Source organism: Stenotrophomonas sp. YJH_SMC_105-26, assembly GCF_059368915.1.
In genome coordinates, this window is sequence record NZ_JCAFSD010000001.1 from 1,001,013 (window position 1) to 1,020,919 (window position 19,907).

Consider the following 19,907-nt stretch of genomic DNA (forward strand, 5'->3'; position numbering starts at 1 on the left):
CGTCGCGCCTCAGTGCACCGCGCGCAGCGGCGCCGCAGCGGCACGCGGGACGGCACGATCAAGATCGCGCGACACCAGCTGCTGCACGGCCGCCGACAGATCGCCGAGCAGCCCCCGCAGGCCGGCCAGCACGCGGCTGAAATGGTTGTAGACCAGCACCGCGGGAATCGCCGCGACCAGGCCGAGCGCTGTCGCCAACAGGGCCTCGGCGATGCCGGGCGCAACCACCGCCAGGCTGGTGGTGTTGCTGTGGGCGATGCCGATGAAACTGTTCATGATCCCCCACACCGTACCGAACAGGCCGACGAACGGCGCCACCGCGCCGATGCTGGCGAGCGCGCCGATACCGCGCCGCTGCACGCGCGCGGTTTCCAGCTCGATGCGTTCCAGGCGCGAGGCGACGCGCTCCTTGATGCCGTCGTGGCTGTCCAGCTCCTGCGACAGGCGCAGTTCGGTGCGTGCAGCGTCCAGCATCGTCAGTGCAGCGCCCTGTTGCAGGGTCGCTTCTTCGCTCTGCGTCGGCAGCTGTGCGGACTGCAGCAACAGCGCGCGTGCCGCACGCAGCTGCCGGGCCTGCCGCGCCAGCTCCCAGCCCTTGGCCAGCAGCACGGTCCAGGTGGCCAGCGACGCCAGTGCCAGCGCGATCATCACGGCCTTCACCACCACGTCGGCGGCCAGGTACATGCCCCACGGGGTCAATGCGGGGGCGGCCACAGGGGCCAGGTCAGCAGGCAGCATCGTCTCGGTTTCCATCAGCATCAGGGGTCGCTGCGCGACGGCGGGTCGCACGCGGATCATTGGCGTCGTCCACTTCCACGACCGGATGGGGCTGCAGCCGCGGCGCGGGTCGGCTGAGCACGTAGCCGGCGCTGACCGCGAAGAACAGGCCCACGCCCAGCAGCAGGCGCCACGACGGGTGCGCTCCCCAGCAGAACAGCGCAAAACCGACGGCCATGCCGGCACTGGCGAATGCCTTGCCCTTGCGCGACACCGCACCCTGCTCACGCCACAGCCGCAGTGACGGGCCGTAGCGCGGATGCGCCAGCAGGCGCTGCTCGAACTTCGGCGAGCTGCGTGCGAAGCAGCCCACGGCGAGGATCAGGAAGATGGTGGTCGGCATCACCGGCAGCAACGCGCCGATCACCCCGAGGCCGACCATCAACCATCCCAGCGCGAACCAGAGCCAACGCATCAGCGCTGCATCCGCAGGCGGGCACCAGGCATCAGGCGAATTCCACTTCGACGTGGCCGTGCACGCTGCGGAACGCGGCGTCGGCCGCATCGATCACCTGCTGCTCCTGCCTGGCACTCAGCGGTACCGCGTCCAGCGCAGCGGTGAACTCGCGCCAGTGGCGCGCCGCGCCATCCGGATGCGCGGCCAGGTGGCGGGCGCCGAAATCACGATCCAGGCCGAGCCTGGCGGCCATCTTGTACAGCACGGTGCCGCCCAGGTTGGACCCTTCGGCCACATACAGCCACCCCAACGCGGCGGGCAGTTCCAGATCGGACGGCAACGCCGCGATGTCGGCCCCGGGCAGCGTCTGCTCCAGATCCTGCAGGTCGCGCGCCACCTGGGCCAGGCGGCGGCGCTCGCCCAGGTCCGGCAGCAGTGCGTCCAGCGCAGGGTTGGCATACAGCGCATCGATGCTGCGATGGAAGCGGTACTGCACGCGCAGGAACCGGGCGAAGTTGCTGCGGTCGGCGAAGATGTCACCGGCCATGATGCGCTTGTCCAGGGCGCCATGGCTGTCGCGGGTGGCGGCCTTGAGCCGCAGGCTGCGGCTGTCTTCAGGGGCGGTGTGTGCGTTCATGAGGGATGCCAAGGGGGTCGTCCTGCTGTAGACGTTCGCCACGGGGCTTTCCCCAAGGCTATGTGCGCCGATAATGGCGCATCCCTTCTACCGCAGGAACCGACGATGATCACCACCGAACCGCGCATGACCAACCTGTTCCTGCAGCTGGGCCTGGACGCCAGCGCCGAGGGCATCGCCCGCTTCATCCGCGAGCACCAGCTGGCCACCGATGTGGAAGTGGTCGAGGCACCGTACTGGAACGATGCGCAGCGCCAGTTTCTGTCCGAGTCGCTGCAGGCCGATGCGGCATGGACCACCGTGGTGGATGAGCTGAACGAGTCGCTGCACGAGGACGCGGTGAAGGCGGCGACGGGGCTGTAAGCGGGGTATCCCCCGCTGGTGGGGTCAGAGCCCTTTCCGGAGGAAAGGGATCCGACCCCGCCGCTCATCCTTTCCGGAGGAAAGGGATCCGACCCCAGCGCTCATCCGCGACCGATCAGTACTTCCAGGTCAACGCCAGCCGGGCCGTACGGCCCGGTGCCGGCATCACGCCCAGGGCCAGCGGGTCCAGGTAGTAACGATCGGTCAGGTTGTCCACGCCGGCTTCCACCGAGAGCTGGTCGTTGAAGCTCCAGCTGGCGAACAGGTCGACCAGCGTGGTCGGCCGGTACAACTGCTGGATCGCCGACAGGCCCACGTTCCAGTCCTTGTCCAGCTTGCTGATCGGGCCAGCGTTGTGGACCACGCGGGTGCCGAAGGTCAGGCGCTCGTCGAACAGGCGCGAGCCCAGGGTCAGGTTGACCATGTAGCGCGGCGGGTTCTGGGTATTGGTGTACGAGCCCTCGAAGCCGCCGTCCACGCAGTCGGGCGTGTTGGCCAGCTCGCCGTTCCTGCGCTGCGCCCCATAGGCACGGCGCTCGGCGGCGATGTCCGGCGCGCAGGTCTTGGCCTTGGAGTAGTAGTGCGCGGACAGATCGGCAAATACCTTGCCGCTGTCATAGCTGGACTGGAACTCCATGCCCGAAACCTTGAACTGGTCGACGTTGCGGATCAGGCCCGCCGACAGCGTGCGGTAGTCACGGGTGATCAGGTCGTCGATACGGGTATCGAAATACGCCAGCTTCAGCGCCAGGCGGTCGCCGGCAGTGAACAGGTCGTGGCGGAGGGTGCTGGCGCCGATTTCCCAGCTGCGCGCGCGCTCCGGCTTAAGCTCGCCCACCGGTTTGGCGGCGGTGAACAGGCCCAGCGTGGTCTCGAACAGGCTCGGCAGCTTGGTGCCTTCGGCGTACTTCACGTAGACCAGGGTGTCTTCGCTGAAGCGGTAGGCCACGCTGGCGGTCGGCGAGAACGCGCTGTCGCGACGGCGGATCGGCTGCGACCAGGTCCAGCTGACCGGCACCTCCAGGTCCTGCGCCTTGCCGGCGTCGTAGAAATTCCAGCCCGCGATGTCCGCCACCGTGCCCTTCTTGTACGGCGAGGCCAGCAGCGATTCCTGGGTGAAGTTGCCGTTGGCATCTGGATACCAGTTCAGCAGCGCGATGCGCTTGGCCCGCCACGACGGCAGCGCCGGGTTGCCATTGAGCAGCTCGGTGTAGCGGTACTGGCCCTGCACCTCATAGGCATCAGGCGTGGCCAGGCGGTTGCGGTCATGCACATCCACGCGGTTCCAGCGGCCACCGGCCAGCAGCTCCCAGTGCTCATCGGGCTGCCACTTCAGCGAGGCCACCGCGCTGTATTCCTTGCGCTCGGCGTTGCGCAGGAAACGGTTGTTGACCAGATCGTCGTGCATGACCGGCCCCGAACTGCCCGGCGCGATGTCTTCGTCGCTGTAGGACAGGCCGTAGTCCAGCGTGAACGCGCCGGCCCGGGTGTCGAACTTCGAGGTATTGCTGACATCCAGGCCGAAGCGCTTCTGTCGCAGCGGATTGCGGTAGGCATCCTTGTAGCCGGGGTCGCCACTGAAGCTGGGCGCGTCGTACCACTCGGTGCGGCGGTCGAAGTACCACGGGGTGATGCCGGTCAGGCTGTTGTACATCACGCTGTCGGTGTCGGTGTACGCGGCGTTGACGCGCAGGTCGATCAGCTCGCTGTCCGGATTGAAGCGGTAGCGCAGGCTGTAGCTGTCCATGTCGACGTGGCCCGGATCCCACTGTGGAATGCGGTCACGATCCACGCGGATGATCTGCGAGGCCATGATCTCGCCGGCAGTGCCTTCATAGCGGCGATAGCCGGCTTCCAGCGTCTGCGTGTCGTCGATGCGCCAGGCACCCTTGAGCAGCGCCGACTTCGAGCGCGAAGAGGTATTGAAAACCTCGGTGCGCGGCGGATTCAGCGGCGCCAGCGTGCGCCGATCCTGCGGGAAGTCGTCGTAGCCATGGCGGCCGGAGAAGTAGTTGCCGTTGTCACGGTAGGCGTAAGCGGCGACCAGATCGAAGCGGTCCCAGTGCCCTGCGGCGGCCACGTTGAAGAACTGGCTGCCGGTGGCGCTGCGATCGGTGCGCGGTGCCGCACTGTAGGACGGCAGGCTGTTGGCACTGCCATTGGCCAGGCCGCCGCGCACGCGCACGCCGACGTCGCGGCCCTCGCGCAGCACGTCACCGATCTTCAACGTCTCCATCTCGACCACGCCGCCGATGCCACCGGACGCGTTGGCCTGCAGGCTCGGCCCCTTGGTGATGGTCAGGCTGGAGATCAGGTCCGGGTCGAGGTAGGTGCGCTGCGACTGGCCGGCGTAGCCACGGTAGGTATCCATGCTGGACTGGCCACCGTCGATGATCACCGGCACGCGGCCCTGGCCCTGGATACCGCGGATGTTGACGTCGAAGCCGTTGCCCACGCGCGGATCACCGGCGGTGACACCGGCCACACCCTTGACGATGTCGCCGTTGGAGGTGCCGCGGAAACGCTCCAGATGCGTGCGATTGAGCGTGGTGGTCGAACCCACGCTGCGATAGCTGTCGAGCAGGCGTGCTTCATCACTGGTCGCGCCGCTCCCGACGCGGTCGCCGGCCACACTCAGCGTGTCGGTGACGATCACACCACTGTCGGCCTGCAACGGCGTTGCCGCTTCCAGGGTGACCGCATCGGCGCTGACCCGGCGCACTGCCAGGCCACTGCCCTGCAGCAGCTGCTGCAGCGCCTCGTTGGCCGACAGGCTGCCGCCGACCGCGCGAGAGGTTACGCCACGTGCCAGCGATGCGGGATAGACCACCTGCACACCGGACTGGCGCATGTAGCTGCGCAGCGCGTCATCCAGCGGTTGCGCCGGAATATCGAAGCGCAGCACGGCCGCGTGGTCGCTGCTGGCGCTCTGCGCCAGTACGGACGGCGCGGCACTGGCCAGGCCGGCGGCGAGCAACGCGATGCACAGGCGGGACGGGCGCAGCACGCGGCCCGGGCGATGGAAGTCGAACATGGGGGAACCTGTCAGGTAATCGGTGCCGCGAACGCGGCGTCATCCGCAACACGGGCGGACACGGCGACGTACGTGGCGGCGGCGGGTACGTTCGCGGAGTAAGACGGATGAAAGCGTGGCAACCCCAAGGGGATTTGCAGTCGAAGCAGGTGCCGACGGTTGCGCGCCCGGTTGCAGTGGTGGGCGCCGACGGTTGCGTGGCTGGTTGCAGTGGTGGGTGCCGACCGTTGGTCGGCACCGGGGCAATGGCGTGGATCTACCGATGGACGATGGCGACGCCGAGCGGCAGCCGGGTCACCTGCAATCCAGCCGTCGCGGCCAGCGCATCCAGCGCCTGTTCCGGGCGGTCGATGCGCAACGCCGCGCTTACCGCCGGCAGCTGCGATAGATCACCACGCACGAAGGTCGGGCCAGCGCGATAGCGCCCCACCCATTGCACCGCGTCAGCGACGCGGGCCTGTTCCAACAGCAGCTCGCCCTGACGCCAGGCGCCGACGCTGTCGGCCGCAACGTCCCCCAATCGCCTCACCCCACTGTGTTCACCGTAGGCCGCGCGCTGGCCCTGCTGCAGGTAGGTCCAGCCACCGTCAACCGGGCTGGCCATCCGTACCCTGCCCTGCCCGACCTGGGTTTCCACCTGGTCGTGACCCCGCGCCACGGTGAAGGCGGTCGAGATGTCCTCGACCACGCCATTGCCGGCGCGCACGCTGAAACGTCGCTGCGCGTCCGGACTGACCTCGAACCAGGCACGCCCGCGCAACAGCTCGACCTGGCGGGCGTTCGCATCAAAGTGCACGGCAATCGCACTGTCGGCGTCCAGCACCGCACGGCTGCCATCAGGCAGCAGTACGTTCTGCACCTGGTGCGTGCTGCGGTGATCGGACTGCAGGCGCAGCCACGCCTCCGGCCATGCCACCAGCATCGCCAGCATTGCCGCCGCAGCCATGGCCCAACGCCGTCGGCGCGGGCGTCGACCAGCCACGCGGGCCGGCTGCGCTCGCGGCCCGACGCTGCGCCACAGCGCGCGCTCGTGTTCGAAGGCCCTGCGGTGCCCCGGCTGTTGCAGCCAGTGTTCGAACGCCTGCATGCGCGCGTCGCTGATATCGCCCGAGGCCAGCCACGCGATCCAGTCCCGGGCCTGCTCGGCCAGGGCATCGTCATTGGCGGCAGGCAGCATGTTCGGCGGGCTCATCGGCTGGCGGACAGGCGCATTCAAGCGCGGGGCGGAGAAACTGGACCGCATCCACGGTCCAATGATCAAGACGTTTGCGCGAAGGCCAGCCCCAAGGCGGCGCGATCATCGGCCGCTGCGGGCCCAGGCCAGGCGCTGCAGCGCGGTGCGTACGTGATTCTCCACCGTGGTCACCGATACCCCAAGGCGGCGTGCGATCTCGGCCTGGGTCAGGCCCTGAAGGCGGTTGAGCCGGAAGATGGTGCGGGTCGGCTCCGGCAGATGGCCGGCCGCGTCGAGTACCCGCTGCAGCTCGTCCTGCGCCATGGCCTGCTCTTCGGTCGAGATCACCTCGTCCGGCCCCCACAGGTAGTGATCGGCCAGCAGGCGGTTGCGCCGGGTCGACTCGCGGCCGTGGTCGGTGGCGAGGTTGGCGGCCAATCGATACAGATAGGCGCGTGGGTTGTCGATGGCCTGGCTGTCATCGACCCCACGGGCCTTGAACCACACCGCCTGGATCACGTCCTCGGCGCCGTTGTCGCCCCCCAGTATCCGTTGCACCCGGCGCAGCAGCGCTGGCCGCTCGCGGATCAGCAGTTCGGTGAGGGAGGCAGCATTGGAGGACATGCGCGGAGCCGGGACGACAGACGGGAGGCGCCGCGCATGCTACTCCGCAAATGCGAATCAGTCACGTTTGCATTGTCGAAATGGTCACAGGCAATCAGTCAGCCCCTCGTAAACGTGGGTGCTGGTTCCGGGCAGGGTGGCATGCAGGGCTTCATGCCCGGCGCGCTCCCACGCTGCCAGCAGCTCGTCCAGGCGGGTTCCCGCCGCCAGTGGCAGCATGCAGGCATAGCGTCCCTGGTCAACATCGATCTGCCCGGTCTTCTGGACCCAGGTGTAGCTCCCGGCGAACGTCCAGACACAACGGGCCACGACACCGGTGGCCCGCTGCACTGAGCAACGCAAGCGCATCGCCCGCAGGTTGTAATACTGCCCTTCGCAGAAGGTATCCCCACAGATATCGTCAAAGCCGCGCACCAACAGACGTTCGGCCGCCAGGAAGCGCTCGCGCCCGGTTGCCGGATTCGGGTAGTCACGGGCATCGACAAATTGAGGGGTCGCCTGGGCGTTGGCTGCCATCAGCAGCGCGCAGACCAGCCATCGTGCCGGGAAGACGCGCATCACCCCGCCCTCCCGGTCTTCCGGAGGCAGTCCGGCAGCGCATCGAACAGGCCATGGTCAAGTCCAGGCAGGTTCGCCGCCAGGCCATCTGGTGCTTCCAGTGAAGCATGGAAGGCGTCAACAGGTACCCCTGGCCCCAACTCCAACGGACAGACCCAGCGGCCATTGTCGACCTGCACCTCCCCGGTATCGGCCTGCACGGCCAGCTCGCTGGCCACCACCACCCAGGCGCAGCGCTGCACCGTTCCGCGATGGGCCAGCACCGCGCAGCGGACCTCCATCACCCGGTAGTTGCTGTACTCACCTTCGCACCAGGTATCGGCACAAAGCCGGTCGAACTCCCTTGCCAGGGCGGCCTGCAGCCCGTAGGCGCGCTCCCAGTTGGCCTCGGGCCGGGGGTAATCGATCAGGTCCACGTGCAGACCGCGGGCGGAGACAGGCAGGGACGCCAGCAACAGCACGACCCCCATGCATCGGGCATACCAGGACATCGACGGAACTCCTCGGGAATGAGCGTCCAGCCTGCGCCGGCAGACCCTCCTGGCCCATCGGCCAAGGGCGGCGCCCCCCGTCAGGCCTTGCCGCGTCGGCAGGTCGGCGACCCGCCCGCTGCACAGCGCCCGGCAAAGGCATAAAATGGTGAGCTATCCGTCTATATCCCCCCACCTGGAGCACACCATGGGTCTGGAACTCGTCTCGCCCGGCAAGAACCCGCCGGAAGAAATCAACGTCATCATCGAGATCCCGAAGGACTCGGAGCCGGTGAAGTACGAAGTGGACAAGGAAACCGGCGCGATCTTCGTCGACCGCATCCTCTCCACCCCGATGCGCTACCCGTGCAACTACGGCTACGTGCCGAGCACGCTGTGTGGCGACGGCGATCCGGCCGACGTGCTGGTGGTGCTGCCGCTGCCGCTGGTGCCGGGCTCGGTCGTGCGCTGCCGTCCGGTCGGCGTGCTGAAGATGAGCGATGAGGCGGGCAGCGACGAGAAGATCCTGGCCGTGCCGGTCTCGAAGATCTTCAGCGGCTACGCCCACGTCGAAGACATCGCCCAGGTCTCGAGCCACTGGCTGGAGCGCATCGGCCACTTCTTCGAGCACTACAAGGACCTGGAGAAGGGCAAGTGGGTCAAGCTGGACGGTTGGGGCGGCGCCGCTGAGGCCAAGCAGATCCTGATCGAGGCGCACCAGCGCCATCTCGACAGCAAGGCCTGAGCCTGAACCGGATCGCTCCGGCGGTACCCTGCCGGAGCGATGCGGGTCACGTTTCATGACGACGGCACATCACTCTTGCTGCCGTATTAGGTAAATTGCGTCACTTCACACGTCATCGACATCCATCGTCGAGACAGCCAGGGGAATGTGTCGTGCGTATTCTGCTTGTTGGGGATGCAGCCAGCCTGCCGGCCGAGCTGACCGAATTCATTGCCGATCTTGGGGAAGACTGGCAGCCGTTGACCGCCACCGATGGCCAGGCTGCGATGACCGCGGTGGCCACGCAGGGCGTGGACGCGGTGATCGTCTGCCCGCAATTGCCGGATCTCAATGCCACCACGCTGCTGGGGCAGATCCGGACCTTGCGCCCGGAGACCATCCGCATCGCGCTGGTCGATGCGCAGCATGGCAACCGGCCGCCGCCGGCGCGCCTCATTGGTGTCGCCCACCGCTTCCTGCCGCTGCCGCTGGCGCCGGAAGTGCTGCTGGAGGCACTGACCAGCCTGGAAGAACTGCGCGAAGTGCTGGACAGCCCGCGCCTGCGCGATGCCATCGGCCGTATCGAGAAACTGCCCTCGCCGCCGCACCTGTACCTGAGCCTGACCCAGGCCCTGGAACATGACGACGACGCCGACAGTGCCGATGTCGCCAAGCTGGTCGCCGCCGATCCGGCGATCGCCGCCAAGGTGCTGCAACTGTCGAACTCGGCCTTCTTCAGCCAGGGCCGCACCATTGCCGACCTGCGCACCGCCGTGACCCGGCTGGGCCTGGCCACGCTGCGTGACCTGGTGCTGGCCAGCGAAGTATTCTCCGCACCGACGCTGTCGGCCGCCGAGCGCAACTCGCTGCAACAGCGCGCACTGCTGGCCTCGCGGCTCGCCGCACGCCTGCTGCCCGAATCCAGTGCCGAACTGGGAGCGACTGCCGCGCTGCTGGCCGACATCGGCCTGCTGCTGCCGGGTGTGCGCAACGAGCGCAGCGAGCCCTCGCTGGCCGGCGACACCCGCCCTGGCCATGCCGAGGCCGGCGCCTACCTGCTGGGCCTGTGGGGCCTGCCGATGCCGATCATCGAAGCGGTGGCCTTCCACCTGCAGCCGCAGCGCGCCAACACCCGCAGCTTCTGGGTGACCGGTGCGGTGCACGTGGCCCTGGCGCTGGTCAATGGCGATCCGGTGGACGAGGACTACCTGCAGCGCGCAGGCGTGCTGAACAAACTGCCGCAATGGCGCGAACACGCCAATGCGCTGATGGGACTGGTGCCCAGCGACGCCTGAGCGCGTTGCATGATGTCCGGATGACAGAGGGCGCACCCACAAGGTGCGCCCTTTCCATGTCAGCGGATACCGCAGGCGTCCTGCACGCAGCGACGGTACTGCGACTCGCAGATGACCGGTGACTTGCCACTGGCCAGGCACTGCTGGCGGAACTCCTCGCAGTAGAGCCCACCGCCGCAGACCCCGAGGCCCTGCGCGAACACCGCGCCCACCAGCGTTGCGTAGATCAATGCAGCGGCGGATGCCTGCCGCAGCAACGTGTTCTTCATATCCCTCTCCACATGCAAGCGTCCGGTAGTGGACCTCCTGACTGTGTTGATTACGACACGACGGGACCGTGACTGCGCTCACCTTCCAACAATTTCCGGAATTCCCCTACAAGAAAAAGGGCGGACCTTGCGGTCCGCCCTCCTTCTGTTGCTACCGCACTTCGATGGATCAGAAGCGCTGGGTGTACTTCATGTACAGGAAGCGACCCACGTCGAAGCCGCCGTAGTAGGCGAACGCCGAGTTCGGAGCCGAGTACTGCAGGGCACCCTTGTGGTCGAACACATTGTTCGCGCCCAGGGCGATGGTCGCATCCCACGGCGCCTTCCAGCTGACCTGCAGGTCGTGGAAGGTGTTGGAACCGGTGTGACGCAGCGGATCGGTCTCACCGTTGGCCATGTGGTTCGGAGCATCGCACCAGCCGTCAGCCAGCGAGATGCAGCTTTCCTTCATGCCCGAGTAGTAGCGCGCGGTGTAGTTCACACCGAAATCGCCGTACTGCCAGTTGACGCCCAGGTTCGAACGCACGCGGAACAGGCCCGGCTCGCTGACGCGGCCGACCATGATGTTGTCGCCCGCGCTGTTCTGGCGCTGCTCGTCGTACTTGGCGGTGTAGCTGGTCTGCCAGTCGATGCTGAACTGACCAATGGCCAGTTCCGGCAGGCGGTACTTGATGCCCAGATCGTAGCCCTGGGTTTCCATCTTGCCGAGGTTGGCGGTGCCGTAGGTGATCGCACTGACGTGGCCGTCAGCCGCACGGGTCACGCTCGAGCAGCGCGAAGCGTTACCCAGCACGTAGCAGTCACGCAGGATGCGGTCGACGCTGTCAGCGATGATCATGTCGCTGATTTCGTACTTGTACCAATCCAGCGACACGTCCAGGCCCTGCACCCAACGCGGGCTCCACACCAGGCCGAAGGTGGTGCTCTTGGAGGTTTCCGGCTTCAGGTTCGGATTGGCACCCGAGATGAACTGGTCACCCGACTGGCACGGCAGGGTCGAACATTCCTTGCCTGCCTGGCCCAGCTGCACGTAGTTGGCCGGCACGCCTGCGCCGGAGCACGCGGCATTGCCTGCAACGCTGCCCGGAGCCTTCACGCCGCACGGATCGATGTAGGACTCGAAGCTCGAGCTCAGGCCACCGTACAGGTCGCTGATGGTCGGAGCGCGGAAGCCCTCGGCGTAGGTGCCGCGGACCAGCAGTTCATCCAGCGGACGCCAGGTCAGGCCGAACTTGCTGTTGGTGGTGCCACCGAAGTTGCTGTAGTCCGAATAACGGCTGGCAACGTTCAGGGTCAGTTCCTTGGCGAAGGCCATGTCGGCCAGCAGCGGCACGTTCAGTTCGAGGTAGACCTCGTTCAGATCGTACTGGCCGCGGGTCGGCTTCTGGCCCAGGCCGGTGGACTGGCCCGACTGTGCGAAGGCGTCCGGCACGTAGCTGCCTTCTTCCTTGCGGTGCTCGACACCCAGGGCGAAGCCCAGGTCGCCGGCCGGCAGGGTCACGATGGCGCCCGACAGGTTGGCGGTGAAGCTGGTGGTCTTGGTGACGCCACGGGTGGTGAAGGTCGGGAACAGGAAGTCCTGCAGCTCCTGGTTCGCCAGCGAGCCCTGACCCTCAACGCCGTACGGCAGCAGCGGGTTCCACGGACGGCAATCGCCCAGGATCGGGTTGGCGGCGGTGCCGCAGCGGGCAACGCCACCGGCATCGATGAACGACGGGCCCAGCGCCTGACGCGCGCCGATCAGGCTCATGTCACCGCGGTTGCTCTTGATCGACTCGTTGCGGTTCCACAGCGCGCCGACATCCCAGTCGAAGGTCTTGCCACCCAGCTCGAAGAAGCCGGTCAGGGTCGGAGCGAAGCGCAGGGTCTTCAGCTGGCTGTCAGTGGTACGCGGCACTTCCCACAGGCGGCGGCGGAAGCTGACGTCCTGGCCAACCGGGTTGAAGGCGCTGTCTGCCGACAGCGGGGTGTTGATCGACTTGGAAGCGGACTGGTACGGATAGCCGGCGATCTGCTGGAAGGTCTGGCGCTCGTTGTAGAGCACGTCGGTGTTCAGGCTGATCGAATCGGTGAAGTCGTAGGTGCCGTTGATGTAGACCGACTTGCGCTTCACACCGGTCAGCAGGGTCATCTGCTCGTTCGAGTTGGCGAACTCGTCTTCGGTGATCGCGTGGTAGTCGTTCGGGTTCTTCGGATTGCCACCCGGGTTCAGGGTCTGCCACACCGCGCTCGACTTGCTGCAGTCGTACAGCTTCGGGTTGCACCAGCTGCCGTTCTGGCTGATCGGGCTCCAATCAGCCGAGGTGGAGTTCGGACCCAGCGAGCCGTCACGGCTGTACCAGCGGTCCTTGGCCCACACCGGATCCTGCTTCGAGTACTCGGCCGACAGGGTCAGGCTGCCGCGCTCACCGCGGGCACCGAGGGTCATCGAATAGGTTTCGCTGTCGCCGTCGCCCTTGCCGTACTGGCCGACGTAGACATTGGCTTCGCCGCCGTCGAAGTTCTTGCGGGTGATCACGTTGACCACGCCGGCAATGGCGTCGGAACCGTAGATCGACGAGGCGCCGTCCTTCAGGATCTCGATGCGCTCAACGGCCGACATCGGGATCTGGCTCAGGTCCTGCAGACCCGAGGTCGAAGCGCCCAGGCGCTTGCCGTTCATCAGCACCAGGGTGCGCTCGGCGCCCAGGTTGCGGATGTCGACGTAGTAGCCGCCCACGTTCTCGCCCGAAGCCAGCGACTCCGAACGCGAAATGGCCGGGGAACCGGCCGAGGTCAGGTTGTTCAGCACGTCGGCGACGCTCGAGAAGCCCTGCTTTTCCAGGGATTCGCGGGTCATCGTCAGGATCGGCTGCTGGGTCTCCACCGAGGCGCCGCGGATGCGCGAGCCGGTGACCGAAATGCGGTCCAGGTCGGTGGTGCCCTTTGCTTCCTGAGCCGAAGCAAAGGCCGGCGCCAGCGCCAGCGCAATGCCGGCCGGCAGCAAGCCGAACCGCACTGCGGGATTACGAACGTTCATCTATCTCTCCAAGGTACGTGTTAGCAGCGTGTTAAAACACCCCAGCACGTTACGATTGCGTTGCAGCGCTGTATTTGCGCGAACCAACCGGAGACTTTGCGGATTGTGGCGGGAGCAAGCCGCCGTTCTCCCTGAAGCGCGACGCGGACTGGCCGTAGCGGGCGCGGAACGCACGCGCGAAGCTGCAGCAGTTGTCGAAGCCGCTGGCGGCGGCGACCTCGCCCACCATCATGTCGGTGTCGCGCAGCAGATCAGCGGCGCGTTCGAGGCGCAGTCGTGCCGAAAGCGACTGCGGGCTTTCCTCGTACAGGCTCTGGAAGGTCTTGGAGAGGTACCAGCTGGAGAAGTTGGTCAGTTCGGCCAGTTCGCCGATGCGCACCACCCGGTGGCTGTTGCCTTCCAGATAGAGGCGCGCACGCTGCATGCGGCCGAACACCTGGCGCTTGCGGCTGCGCGAGCGGCCTGGGCAGCGCTGCACGTTGTCGGCCAGGCCACGCTGCAGGCCAGCAAGGTGCAGCAGCAGCGGACGCAAGGCCTGGGCCGGCTGGCCGCTGGCCAGCGCATCGCGCCACAAGCGCAGCGCAACGCGGGCGTCACTGCGGTTCATGCGGCCACGACCGGCATACAGGCCACAGTCGGCCATCTCGGTCAGCACGCGAAGCGCTTCAACGTTCAGGTTCAGGCCAACGCACAGCCCGTTGCGACCGGCCTGCACCAACGGCCGCGATTCCTTCTCGAAGGCGATCCACTCGCCCTGGCGCAGGCGGAATCGCCCTTCCTTGGCCTCCACCCACGAACTGCCACGCACCTGCATCCAGACAGTGAAGCTGGAGCCGGCAGTCTGCAGGCTGCCCAGCCGGGCCACGCCCAGGCAGGTCGGCGTGACATCGTCGAGCGACCGGTCCAGGGAGACGGTTTGGCCGCGATCGGCCAGCGAGAGTTGACGCATGGGGGCACCACGGATTTGCCTAGTACAGGACTCCGTTTTGCCTAATCAGGCGACACCGCGTCAGGAAAGTCCGACGAGATCGCCACGAATTCGCGACGAGATCCAGACGAAGAAATTACGAAGGCCCATTTCCACTGAAAAACAACAACTTGGAGAACGCCGGGAACAGCGCGGGGGGGCGTTCGGGCAACCGCATCACACCGATGTCGGCACCATCGCTGACCGCCATCGCCACGAACAGGTCACGCCCGTCAGCGCTGGCGCTGAGTCCGTTGCCGGCGCTGAGCCGCTCCGCATCCAGGCAGCGTTCCGGCTCCGCGCGGCCGGGCAGGATGCGCACGAAGGTGGTGCCACACGTGCTCGAAGTGCCGAGGTAACCGACGCCAGTGTTGCCGGCCACGGTCCAGGCCCGGTATCGCCAGCGGCTGGGCCGGTCATCGCTGATCTGCTGCACGCTGCCCGACGACAACGCGGCGTCGGCCGACCACAGGCCACCTGCGGCCAGGCGGGTGAACAACACGCGGCCACTGCTGCGGTCGAAGCGCGCCTGCGACACCCCTTCGATGCTGGCCAACCGGCGCCAGGGCTGGGTGCTGCGGTCGAACAGACTCAACCGGGTGCGCTGGTCGGCATCGCGCTCGACCACAAACAACTGCTCCGGCGACGCGCCATACAGGGCCTGCAGCGGCTGTTCGGCCGGGACCGGCAAAGGTTGCAGGCGTTCATCGCGTGGCGCGATCTCGTAGACCACCGTGCGCCCATGCGCGTCGCGGCCGACCACGAGCAGCTGGCGGCTGTCGGCCGACCAGTCCGGTGCCTGCCGCGCTTCCGGCCGCAGCCCTTCAATGGGGCGCAGCGAATCCGGCCGCTGCATGTCCGCCCACCACAGGGCGAAGCTGCCGGAGCGATCCGAGGTGAAGACCAGCTGGCGGCCATCCGGCGCTGCCATCGGCTGCCCATCGCGGCCACTGGATGCAAACAGGCGTTCGGGCGCGCCGCTGCCCTGCACCGGCACCTTGAACACGCCGAACTGCGCGCGCCGGTGGACGAAGGCCAGCATCCCGCCACGTCGCGACACGGCGGGCCACTGCGCATCATCCAGGCCGGCATCGCGCAGCGTGTGCCGCTCGACGTCCAGATAATAGAGCCGCGCCTCGCTGTCGACGCGGCGACCGAACACGATGGTGCGGCCATCGTCCAGCCAGGCCCATCCGCGCAGCTCTGCCGCCTCGTTGGTCAACTGCTCGGGCGTACCGCCCGCGGCCGGCACCCGCCACAGATCGCCCAGCTGCGGATTGCGCACGAACACCAGCCATTGCCCATCGGGCGAGTAACGCGGTGCGTAGTCGAAGTCGTCCTGGTCGACGCTGTACGCCAGCGCGCGCCACTGACCACTGCCCAGGTCCAGCACGCGGATGCCACGGTGCGCGTAGCGCCCGACCATGCTGCCGAACACCAGGCCGCGACCATCGGGCGTCCAGTCGAAGCTGAGCAGCTCGGTGCCATCGCAGCGCGTGGCCTGGCGCAGGGCGCCACCGGTTGCGCTGGCGATCAGCACCTGGCAGCCACCGTCGGCGGAGAACCGTGCGAAGGCAATTTCGCGACCATCCGGCGACCAGTTCGGGAATCGATCGACGGCACCGGCCGGCGGCGCCAGCAACTGGCGCGCCGGCGCGTTGCCGGAGGTCTGTACCTTGATCGCACCACCGCCGTTGCCATCTTCGTTGGCGCCTTCATAGGCCACCAGCGAACCATCCGGTGACAGCGTGGGATAGGTTTCAAAGCCGCTGGTTGCGGTGATCAACCGATAGGGACGCTGGGGGCTGCCGATCACCCGCGTGCCGTTCTCCACGGCGGCCTCCACCGGCGAACTGCTGGCCGGTGCGCGGCGCAGCAGCAGCGTGGTCATCACCAGCAGCGTGGCCAGCATCAACACGCCCAGCGCCAGCAGCACGCGGCGGCGGACATGGCGCCAGCGGCGGCGCGATTCCTGCGCGCGCGCGGGCAGCACCGCAGCGGCGGCGAGTGCGGGCTGCACGTCCACACCTTCGTCGTCAGGCAAGCCCGCAGCCGACGGCTCCGCATCGTCCAGCGCCTGTACCGGTACCAGAAGCCGATAGCCGGTCTTGGAAATGGTCTCGATGTAGGCCTGGCCGCTGTCGTCGTCGTTGCTGAACGCCTTGCGCAGCTGGGTAACGGCCTGGGTCAGCACATCGTTGGTCGGCAGCGTGTCCGGCCACACCTCGGCGAACAACTCGTCGCGGGTGACCACACGGCCCGGCTGCCGCAGCAGCACGCGCAGCACGCCCAGCGCCTTCGGCGTCAGCCGGCGCGGACGACGCGCACCGACGACCTCGACTTCGCGCGAGGACAGAGTGACGATGCACTCTCCTATCCGTATCCGATCGGACACGGGTGGCTGTATTTCGCTGCTGTTCATTTTCTGCTACACAGTAGAGACAGGTCCCGGGCAGTGTTTGCCTTCGTTACGGTCCCGTCCTGGGAACAGCGAAAAGCCAGACTCCGCACAAAGCATCGGCGCATACCGCAAAAACAATCGAGCGCGCGAATACTAGCCTATGCAAGTTACCTCGCCTATCGCGTGGTCGACATCAGGCTCTCTCTCGCCGACGCATTCACATAATTCGCGACATCATTCGCGCCCTCTTGGGCGCGAAATTTTTATCTGGCGTTCATTTTCACATGCGCCGCAGCATGGTCAATCCGACCAGCCGCGAAACCACCAAAGCCACGTACATCACGCCGGAAAACTGCTCCAGCATGACCAGTGCTCGTGCCTGTGGATGAAGCGGCACGACATCACTCAAGCCGACTCCAGACAGCAAGCTGAAGCTGAGATAAAGCAGCTCCATCCAACTGCGCTGCGCCTGCCCGCCGGTGCCGTGGAAACTGCCCGGATACCACTGCTGGCACACCGCGAACGCGAAGGCGAACGCCCACGCCAGCAGGGTGAAGGTTGCGCCTGCGGCGAACAGTTCGTCGCGGGTGACCTTGTGGTCCTGGAGCATGTAGGCAATCAGGGCGCCAGCCGTGTAAAAGTACAGCAGGCTCTCCAGCACCTGCGCGGTGGTCAGCAATGCGGTGCGCTCGAGCAATGCGCCTGCCAACGAGAACACCACCGAGGGAATGGCCAGCAACAGCGCCAGCCAGGTGCCCAGCGGGCTGCGCTGGACCACCCACAGCGCCAGGCCGAGTACCGCCATGCCGAACATGCCCAGTGCCGCGCGGCCGGCGGCGGTGTCATCCAGCGCGGGATACAGCAGCACCGCCAGCAGCTGCGCGCCCAGCAACCAGGCCGAAGGATGCCGGCGGGCAATGGCCAGCCAACGGGTGGTCATGGCAACAGGCATGGTGTCCTTTCCGCGGGATGATGGGCGGAGGATAGCCGGGAGCGGCGTGATGAGCGGTAGTGCCGGCCGCGGGCCGGCACCACCGTCTGCGCATCACCCCTGGTGGTAGACCTCGGCACCCGCGGCGCGGAACTCCTCCGACTTCTCCTTCATGCCGGCCTCGGCGTAGTCACGCACATCCTGGGTGATCTTCATCGAACAGAAGTGCGGGCCGCACATCGAGCAGAAGTGCGACAGCTTGTGCGCATCCTTCGGCAGCGTTTCGTCATGGAACTCCCTGGCCTTCTCCGGATCCAGGCCAAGGTGAAACTGGTCTTCCCAGCGGAACTCGAAGCGCGCCTTGCTCAGTGCGTTGTCGCGTACCTGCGCGCCCGGATGGCCCTTGGCCAGGTCGGCCGCATGCGCGGCGATGCGGTAGGCCATGATGCCGTCACGCACGTCCTGGCGATTGGGTAGGCCAAGGTGCTCCTTCGGCGTCACGTAGCAGAGCATCGCCGTGCCGAACCAACCGATCATCGCCGCACCGATCGCGCTGGTGATGTGGTCGTAGCCCGGCGCGATGTCGGTGGTCAGCGGCCCCAGCGTGTAGAACGGCGCTTCGCCGCATTCGCGCAGCTGCTTGTCCATGTTCTCCTTGATCAGCTGCATCGGCACGTGGCCGGGGCCTTCGATCATGGTCTGCACATCATGCTTCCAGGCGATCTTGGTGAGCTCACCCAGCGTCTCCAGCTCACCGAACTGCGCCACGTCGTTGGCATCGGCGATGCAGCCCGGGCGCAGGCCGTCACCCAGCGAGAAGGTCACGTCATAGGCCTTCATGATCTCGCAGATGTCTTCGAAGTGCGTGTAGAGGAAATTCTCCCTGTGGTGCGCCAGGCACCACTTGGCCATGATCGAACCACCGCGGCTGACGATGCCGGTCACGCGCTTGGCGGTGAGCGGCACGTAGCGCAGCAGCACGCCGGCGTGGATGGTGAAGTAGTCCACGCCCTGCTCGGCCTGCTCGATCAGCGTGTCGCGGAAGATCTCCCAGGTAAGCGCTTCGGCGCGGCCGTCGACCTTCTCCAGCGCCTGGTAGATCGGCACGGTACCGATCGCCACCGGCGAGTTGCGGATGATCCACTCGCGGGTTTCGTGGATGTGCTTGCCGGTGGACAGGTCCATCACGGTGTCACCACCCCAGCGGATCGCCCACACCAGTTTCTCCACCTCTTCGGCAATGCCCGAGGACACCGCGCTGTTGCCGATGTTGGCGTTGATCTTGGTCAGGAAGTTGCGGCCGATGATCATCGGCTCGCTTTCCGGGTGGTTGATGTTGTTGGGCAGCACCGCACGGCCACGGGCGATTTCATCGCGCACGAACTCCGGCGTGATGATCTTCTGGATCGAGGCGCCGAACGCCTCGCCCGGGTGCTGCTGCAGCAGGCCGGCATCGCGGATCGCGTCCAGCCGCTGGTTTTCACGGATGGCGACGAATTCCATTTCCGGCGTGATGATGCCGCGGCGCGCATAGTGCATCTGGGTGACGTTCGCGCCTGCACGTGCACGGCGCGGCAGGCTGCGTGTGGGGAAGCGCACAGCATCGAGCTTCGGGTCGTGCTCGCGATCGCGGCCGAACGACGAACTCAGGCCGTCGAGCTGTTCGGTATCGCCGCGCTCCTCCACCCAGCCACGACGCAGCGCCGGCAGGCCCGCGGACAGATCGATACGCGCGTCCGGATCGGTGTACGGGCCCGACGTATCGTAGACCGTGACCGGTGCATTCTCTTCGCCGCCGAACAGCGTCGGCGTGCGGGTCAACGCGATCTCGCGCATCGGCACCTGCAGATCCGGACGCGAACCGGGTACGTGGATCTTGCGCGAGCCGGGAATGGGCCGGGTCACGGATTCGGAGAGTTGCTGGGCCTGTTGCTGCAGGGCGGAGAGCTGTGCGTTCATCGGGCATCGTCCAGGAAGGTCAGGGACGAAGCGGCGGCGCACTGCGACCGCGCACGGACGGTCCTTGGGCGGTGTCCGGGCACGGCTGCACTGCAAAGCTTCCCTACGCCGGTATGAGCCGGATCAGGTTCCAAGGGACTGTCTCAACCGTGGCCACATGGCCGCGGTACCCCCGCTTCTTGGCGTGCATTAGAGCATAGACCGCCCGCTCCGGGAGTTGCCCCCGCGGTCAGATCCGCTTTCCTGTGGAAAGCGGATCTGATCCGGATCGTTGTTCGTTAACAGAACCATGACGTCGCGTTCAGTAA

17 protein-coding genes and 1 riboswitch are annotated in these 19,907 nt (G+C 66.7%); of the genes, 3 read left to right on the forward strand and 14 right to left on the reverse strand.

Going from position 1 to position 19,907, the window contains the following annotated elements:
* Positions 1-9: 9 nt before the first annotated feature.
* From exbB to AC5P7F_RS04635, 3 genes are read right to left on the reverse strand one after another with little or no spacing between them, the layout of a single operon-like run.
* Positions 10-738, reverse strand: a complete 729-nt coding sequence (gene exbB, locus AC5P7F_RS04625; RefSeq protein ID WP_014648318.1) for a tonB-system energizer ExbB — start codon at positions 736-738, stop codon at positions 10-12.
* The gene (locus AC5P7F_RS04630; RefSeq protein ID WP_053495203.1) at positions 725-1,192 is read right to left on the reverse strand and encodes a YbaN family protein; all 468 of its coding nucleotides are present in this window, start codon (positions 1,190-1,192) and stop codon (positions 725-727) included. The genes exbB and AC5P7F_RS04630 overlap by 14 nt, the downstream gene beginning before the upstream one ends.
* 31 nt (positions 1,193-1,223) lie before the next feature.
* A complete protein-coding gene (locus AC5P7F_RS04635; protein WP_142235206.1) occupies positions 1,224-1,811 on the reverse strand; it encodes a biliverdin-producing heme oxygenase in 588 nt (195 codons plus the stop codon).
* A gap of 105 nt (positions 1,812-1,916) precedes the next feature.
* Between AC5P7F_RS04635 and AC5P7F_RS04640 the strand changes: the two genes are divergently transcribed.
* Positions 1,917-2,174 carry a DUF2789 domain-containing protein gene (locus AC5P7F_RS04640; RefSeq protein ID WP_006390068.1) on the forward strand — a complete coding sequence of 86 codons (258 nt, stop codon included), beginning with the start codon at positions 1,917-1,919 and terminating at the stop codon, positions 2,172-2,174.
* A gap of 115 nt (positions 2,175-2,289) precedes the next feature.
* Here the strand turns inward: AC5P7F_RS04640 and AC5P7F_RS04645 are convergent, their stop codons facing one another.
* The 5 genes from AC5P7F_RS04645 to AC5P7F_RS04665 all read right to left on the reverse strand — a co-directional run bounded on the left by AC5P7F_RS04645 (position 2,290) and on the right by AC5P7F_RS04665 (position 8,055).
* A complete protein-coding gene (locus AC5P7F_RS04645; RefSeq protein ID WP_142235205.1) occupies positions 2,290-5,208 on the reverse strand; it encodes a TonB-dependent receptor in 2,919 nt (972 codons plus the stop codon).
* Positions 5,209-5,464: 256 nt separating this feature from the next.
* A complete protein-coding gene (locus AC5P7F_RS04650) occupies positions 5,465-6,400 on the reverse strand; it encodes a FecR family protein (protein WP_049408701.1) in 936 nt (311 codons plus the stop codon).
* A 105-nt stretch (positions 6,401-6,505) separates the two neighbouring features.
* Positions 6,506-7,006: an RNA polymerase sigma factor gene (locus tag AC5P7F_RS04655; RefSeq protein ID WP_014038389.1), complete on the reverse strand. Its 501-nt coding sequence runs from the start codon at positions 7,004-7,006 to the stop codon at positions 6,506-6,508.
* Between the two features lie 84 nt (positions 7,007-7,090).
* Complete coding sequence (locus tag AC5P7F_RS04660; RefSeq protein WP_126411340.1) at positions 7,091-7,564, reverse strand: hypothetical protein; 474 nt, start codon at positions 7,562-7,564, stop codon at positions 7,091-7,093.
* A complete protein-coding gene (locus tag AC5P7F_RS04665; RefSeq protein ID WP_164077181.1) occupies positions 7,564-8,055 on the reverse strand; it encodes a hypothetical protein in 492 nt (163 codons plus the stop codon). Before AC5P7F_RS04665 ends, AC5P7F_RS04660 begins: the two co-directional genes overlap by 1 nt.
* 187 nt (positions 8,056-8,242) lie before the next feature.
* On the opposite strand from AC5P7F_RS04665, the gene ppa reads away from it, so the two are divergent.
* Both ppa and AC5P7F_RS04675 read left to right on the forward strand, forming a co-directional pair.
* On the forward strand, positions 8,243-8,779 hold the full coding sequence (ppa, locus tag AC5P7F_RS04670) for an inorganic diphosphatase (RefSeq protein WP_005410935.1): 537 nt from the start codon (positions 8,243-8,245) through the stop codon (positions 8,777-8,779).
* Between the two features lie 152 nt (positions 8,780-8,931).
* The gene (locus AC5P7F_RS04675; RefSeq protein ID WP_014038392.1) at positions 8,932-10,053 is read left to right on the forward strand and encodes an HDOD domain-containing protein; all 1,122 of its coding nucleotides are present in this window, start codon (positions 8,932-8,934) and stop codon (positions 10,051-10,053) included.
* A gap of 59 nt (positions 10,054-10,112) precedes the next feature.
* Here the strand turns inward: AC5P7F_RS04675 and AC5P7F_RS04680 are convergent, their stop codons facing one another.
* The 6 genes from AC5P7F_RS04680 to thiC all read right to left on the reverse strand — a co-directional run bounded on the left by AC5P7F_RS04680 (position 10,113) and on the right by thiC (position 19,599).
* Positions 10,113-10,322: a hypothetical protein gene (locus AC5P7F_RS04680; RefSeq protein ID WP_032955995.1), complete on the reverse strand. Its 210-nt coding sequence runs from the start codon at positions 10,320-10,322 to the stop codon at positions 10,113-10,115.
* Between the two features lie 169 nt (positions 10,323-10,491).
* Positions 10,492-13,341, reverse strand: coding sequence for a TonB-dependent receptor plug domain-containing protein (locus AC5P7F_RS04685; RefSeq protein ID WP_014648326.1), 2,850 nt, complete (start codon positions 13,339-13,341; stop codon positions 10,492-10,494).
* A gap of 49 nt (positions 13,342-13,390) precedes the next feature.
* Entirely contained in the window at positions 13,391-14,290 is a 900-nt protein-coding gene (locus AC5P7F_RS04690) for a helix-turn-helix transcriptional regulator (RefSeq protein ID WP_032955994.1), read from the reverse strand.
* Between the two features lie 115 nt (positions 14,291-14,405).
* The gene (locus tag AC5P7F_RS04695) at positions 14,406-16,730 is read right to left on the reverse strand and encodes a winged helix-turn-helix domain-containing protein (RefSeq protein ID WP_164077180.1); all 2,325 of its coding nucleotides are present in this window, start codon (positions 16,728-16,730) and stop codon (positions 14,406-14,408) included.
* Between the two features lie 259 nt (positions 16,731-16,989).
* The gene (locus AC5P7F_RS04700; protein WP_164077179.1) at positions 16,990-17,661 is read right to left on the reverse strand and encodes an ion channel; all 672 of its coding nucleotides are present in this window, start codon (positions 17,659-17,661) and stop codon (positions 16,990-16,992) included.
* A 93-nt stretch (positions 17,662-17,754) separates the two neighbouring features.
* Complete coding sequence (thiC, locus tag AC5P7F_RS04705; RefSeq protein ID WP_164077178.1) at positions 17,755-19,599, reverse strand: phosphomethylpyrimidine synthase ThiC; 1,845 nt, start codon at positions 19,597-19,599, stop codon at positions 17,755-17,757.
* 82 nt (positions 19,600-19,681) lie between these two features.
* Positions 19,682-19,783: riboswitch (TPP riboswitch) on the reverse strand.
* Between the last annotated feature and the right edge of the window lie 124 nt (positions 19,784-19,907).

Coding starts and splice junctions, on each gene's coding strand:
- AC5P7F_RS04655 (WP_014038389.1), bottom strand. CDS start 7,006: ATGTCCTCCAATGCTGCCTCCCTCACCGAACTGCTGATCCGCGAGCGG.
- AC5P7F_RS04680 (WP_032955995.1), bottom strand. CDS start 10,322: ATGAAGAACACGTTGCTGCGGCAGGCATCCGCCGCTGCATTGATCTAC.
- AC5P7F_RS04685 (WP_014648326.1), bottom strand. CDS start 13,341: ATGAACGTTCGTAATCCCGCAGTGCGGTTCGGCTTGCTGCCGGCCGGC.
- AC5P7F_RS04665 (WP_164077181.1), bottom strand. CDS start 8,055: ATGTCCTGGTATGCCCGATGCATGGGGGTCGTGCTGTTGCTGGCGTCC.
- AC5P7F_RS04645 (WP_142235205.1), bottom strand. CDS start 5,208: ATGTTCGACTTCCATCGCCCGGGCCGCGTGCTGCGCCCGTCCCGCCTG.
- AC5P7F_RS04650 (WP_049408701.1), bottom strand. CDS start 6,400: ATGAGCCCGCCGAACATGCTGCCTGCCGCCAATGACGATGCCCTGGCC.
- exbB (WP_014648318.1), bottom strand. CDS start 738: ATGCTGCCTGCTGACCTGGCCCCTGTGGCCGCCCCCGCATTGACCCCG.
- AC5P7F_RS04635 (WP_142235206.1), bottom strand. CDS start 1,811: ATGAACGCACACACCGCCCCTGAAGACAGCCGCAGCCTGCGGCTCAAG.
- ppa (WP_005410935.1), top strand. CDS start 8,243: ATGGGTCTGGAACTCGTCTCGCCCGGCAAGAACCCGCCGGAAGAAATC.
- AC5P7F_RS04640 (WP_006390068.1), top strand. CDS start 1,917: ATGATCACCACCGAACCGCGCATGACCAACCTGTTCCTGCAGCTGGGC.
- AC5P7F_RS04700 (WP_164077179.1), bottom strand. CDS start 17,661: ATGCCTGTTGCCATGACCACCCGTTGGCTGGCCATTGCCCGCCGGCAT.
- AC5P7F_RS04660 (WP_126411340.1), bottom strand. CDS start 7,564: ATGCGCGTCTTCCCGGCACGATGGCTGGTCTGCGCGCTGCTGATGGCA.
- thiC (WP_164077178.1), bottom strand. CDS start 19,599: ATGAACGCACAGCTCTCCGCCCTGCAGCAACAGGCCCAGCAACTCTCC.
- AC5P7F_RS04690 (WP_032955994.1), bottom strand. CDS start 14,290: ATGCGTCAACTCTCGCTGGCCGATCGCGGCCAAACCGTCTCCCTGGAC.
- AC5P7F_RS04630 (WP_053495203.1), bottom strand. CDS start 1,192: ATGCGTTGGCTCTGGTTCGCGCTGGGATGGTTGATGGTCGGCCTCGGG.
- AC5P7F_RS04695 (WP_164077180.1), bottom strand. CDS start 16,730: ATGAACAGCAGCGAAATACAGCCACCCGTGTCCGATCGGATACGGATA.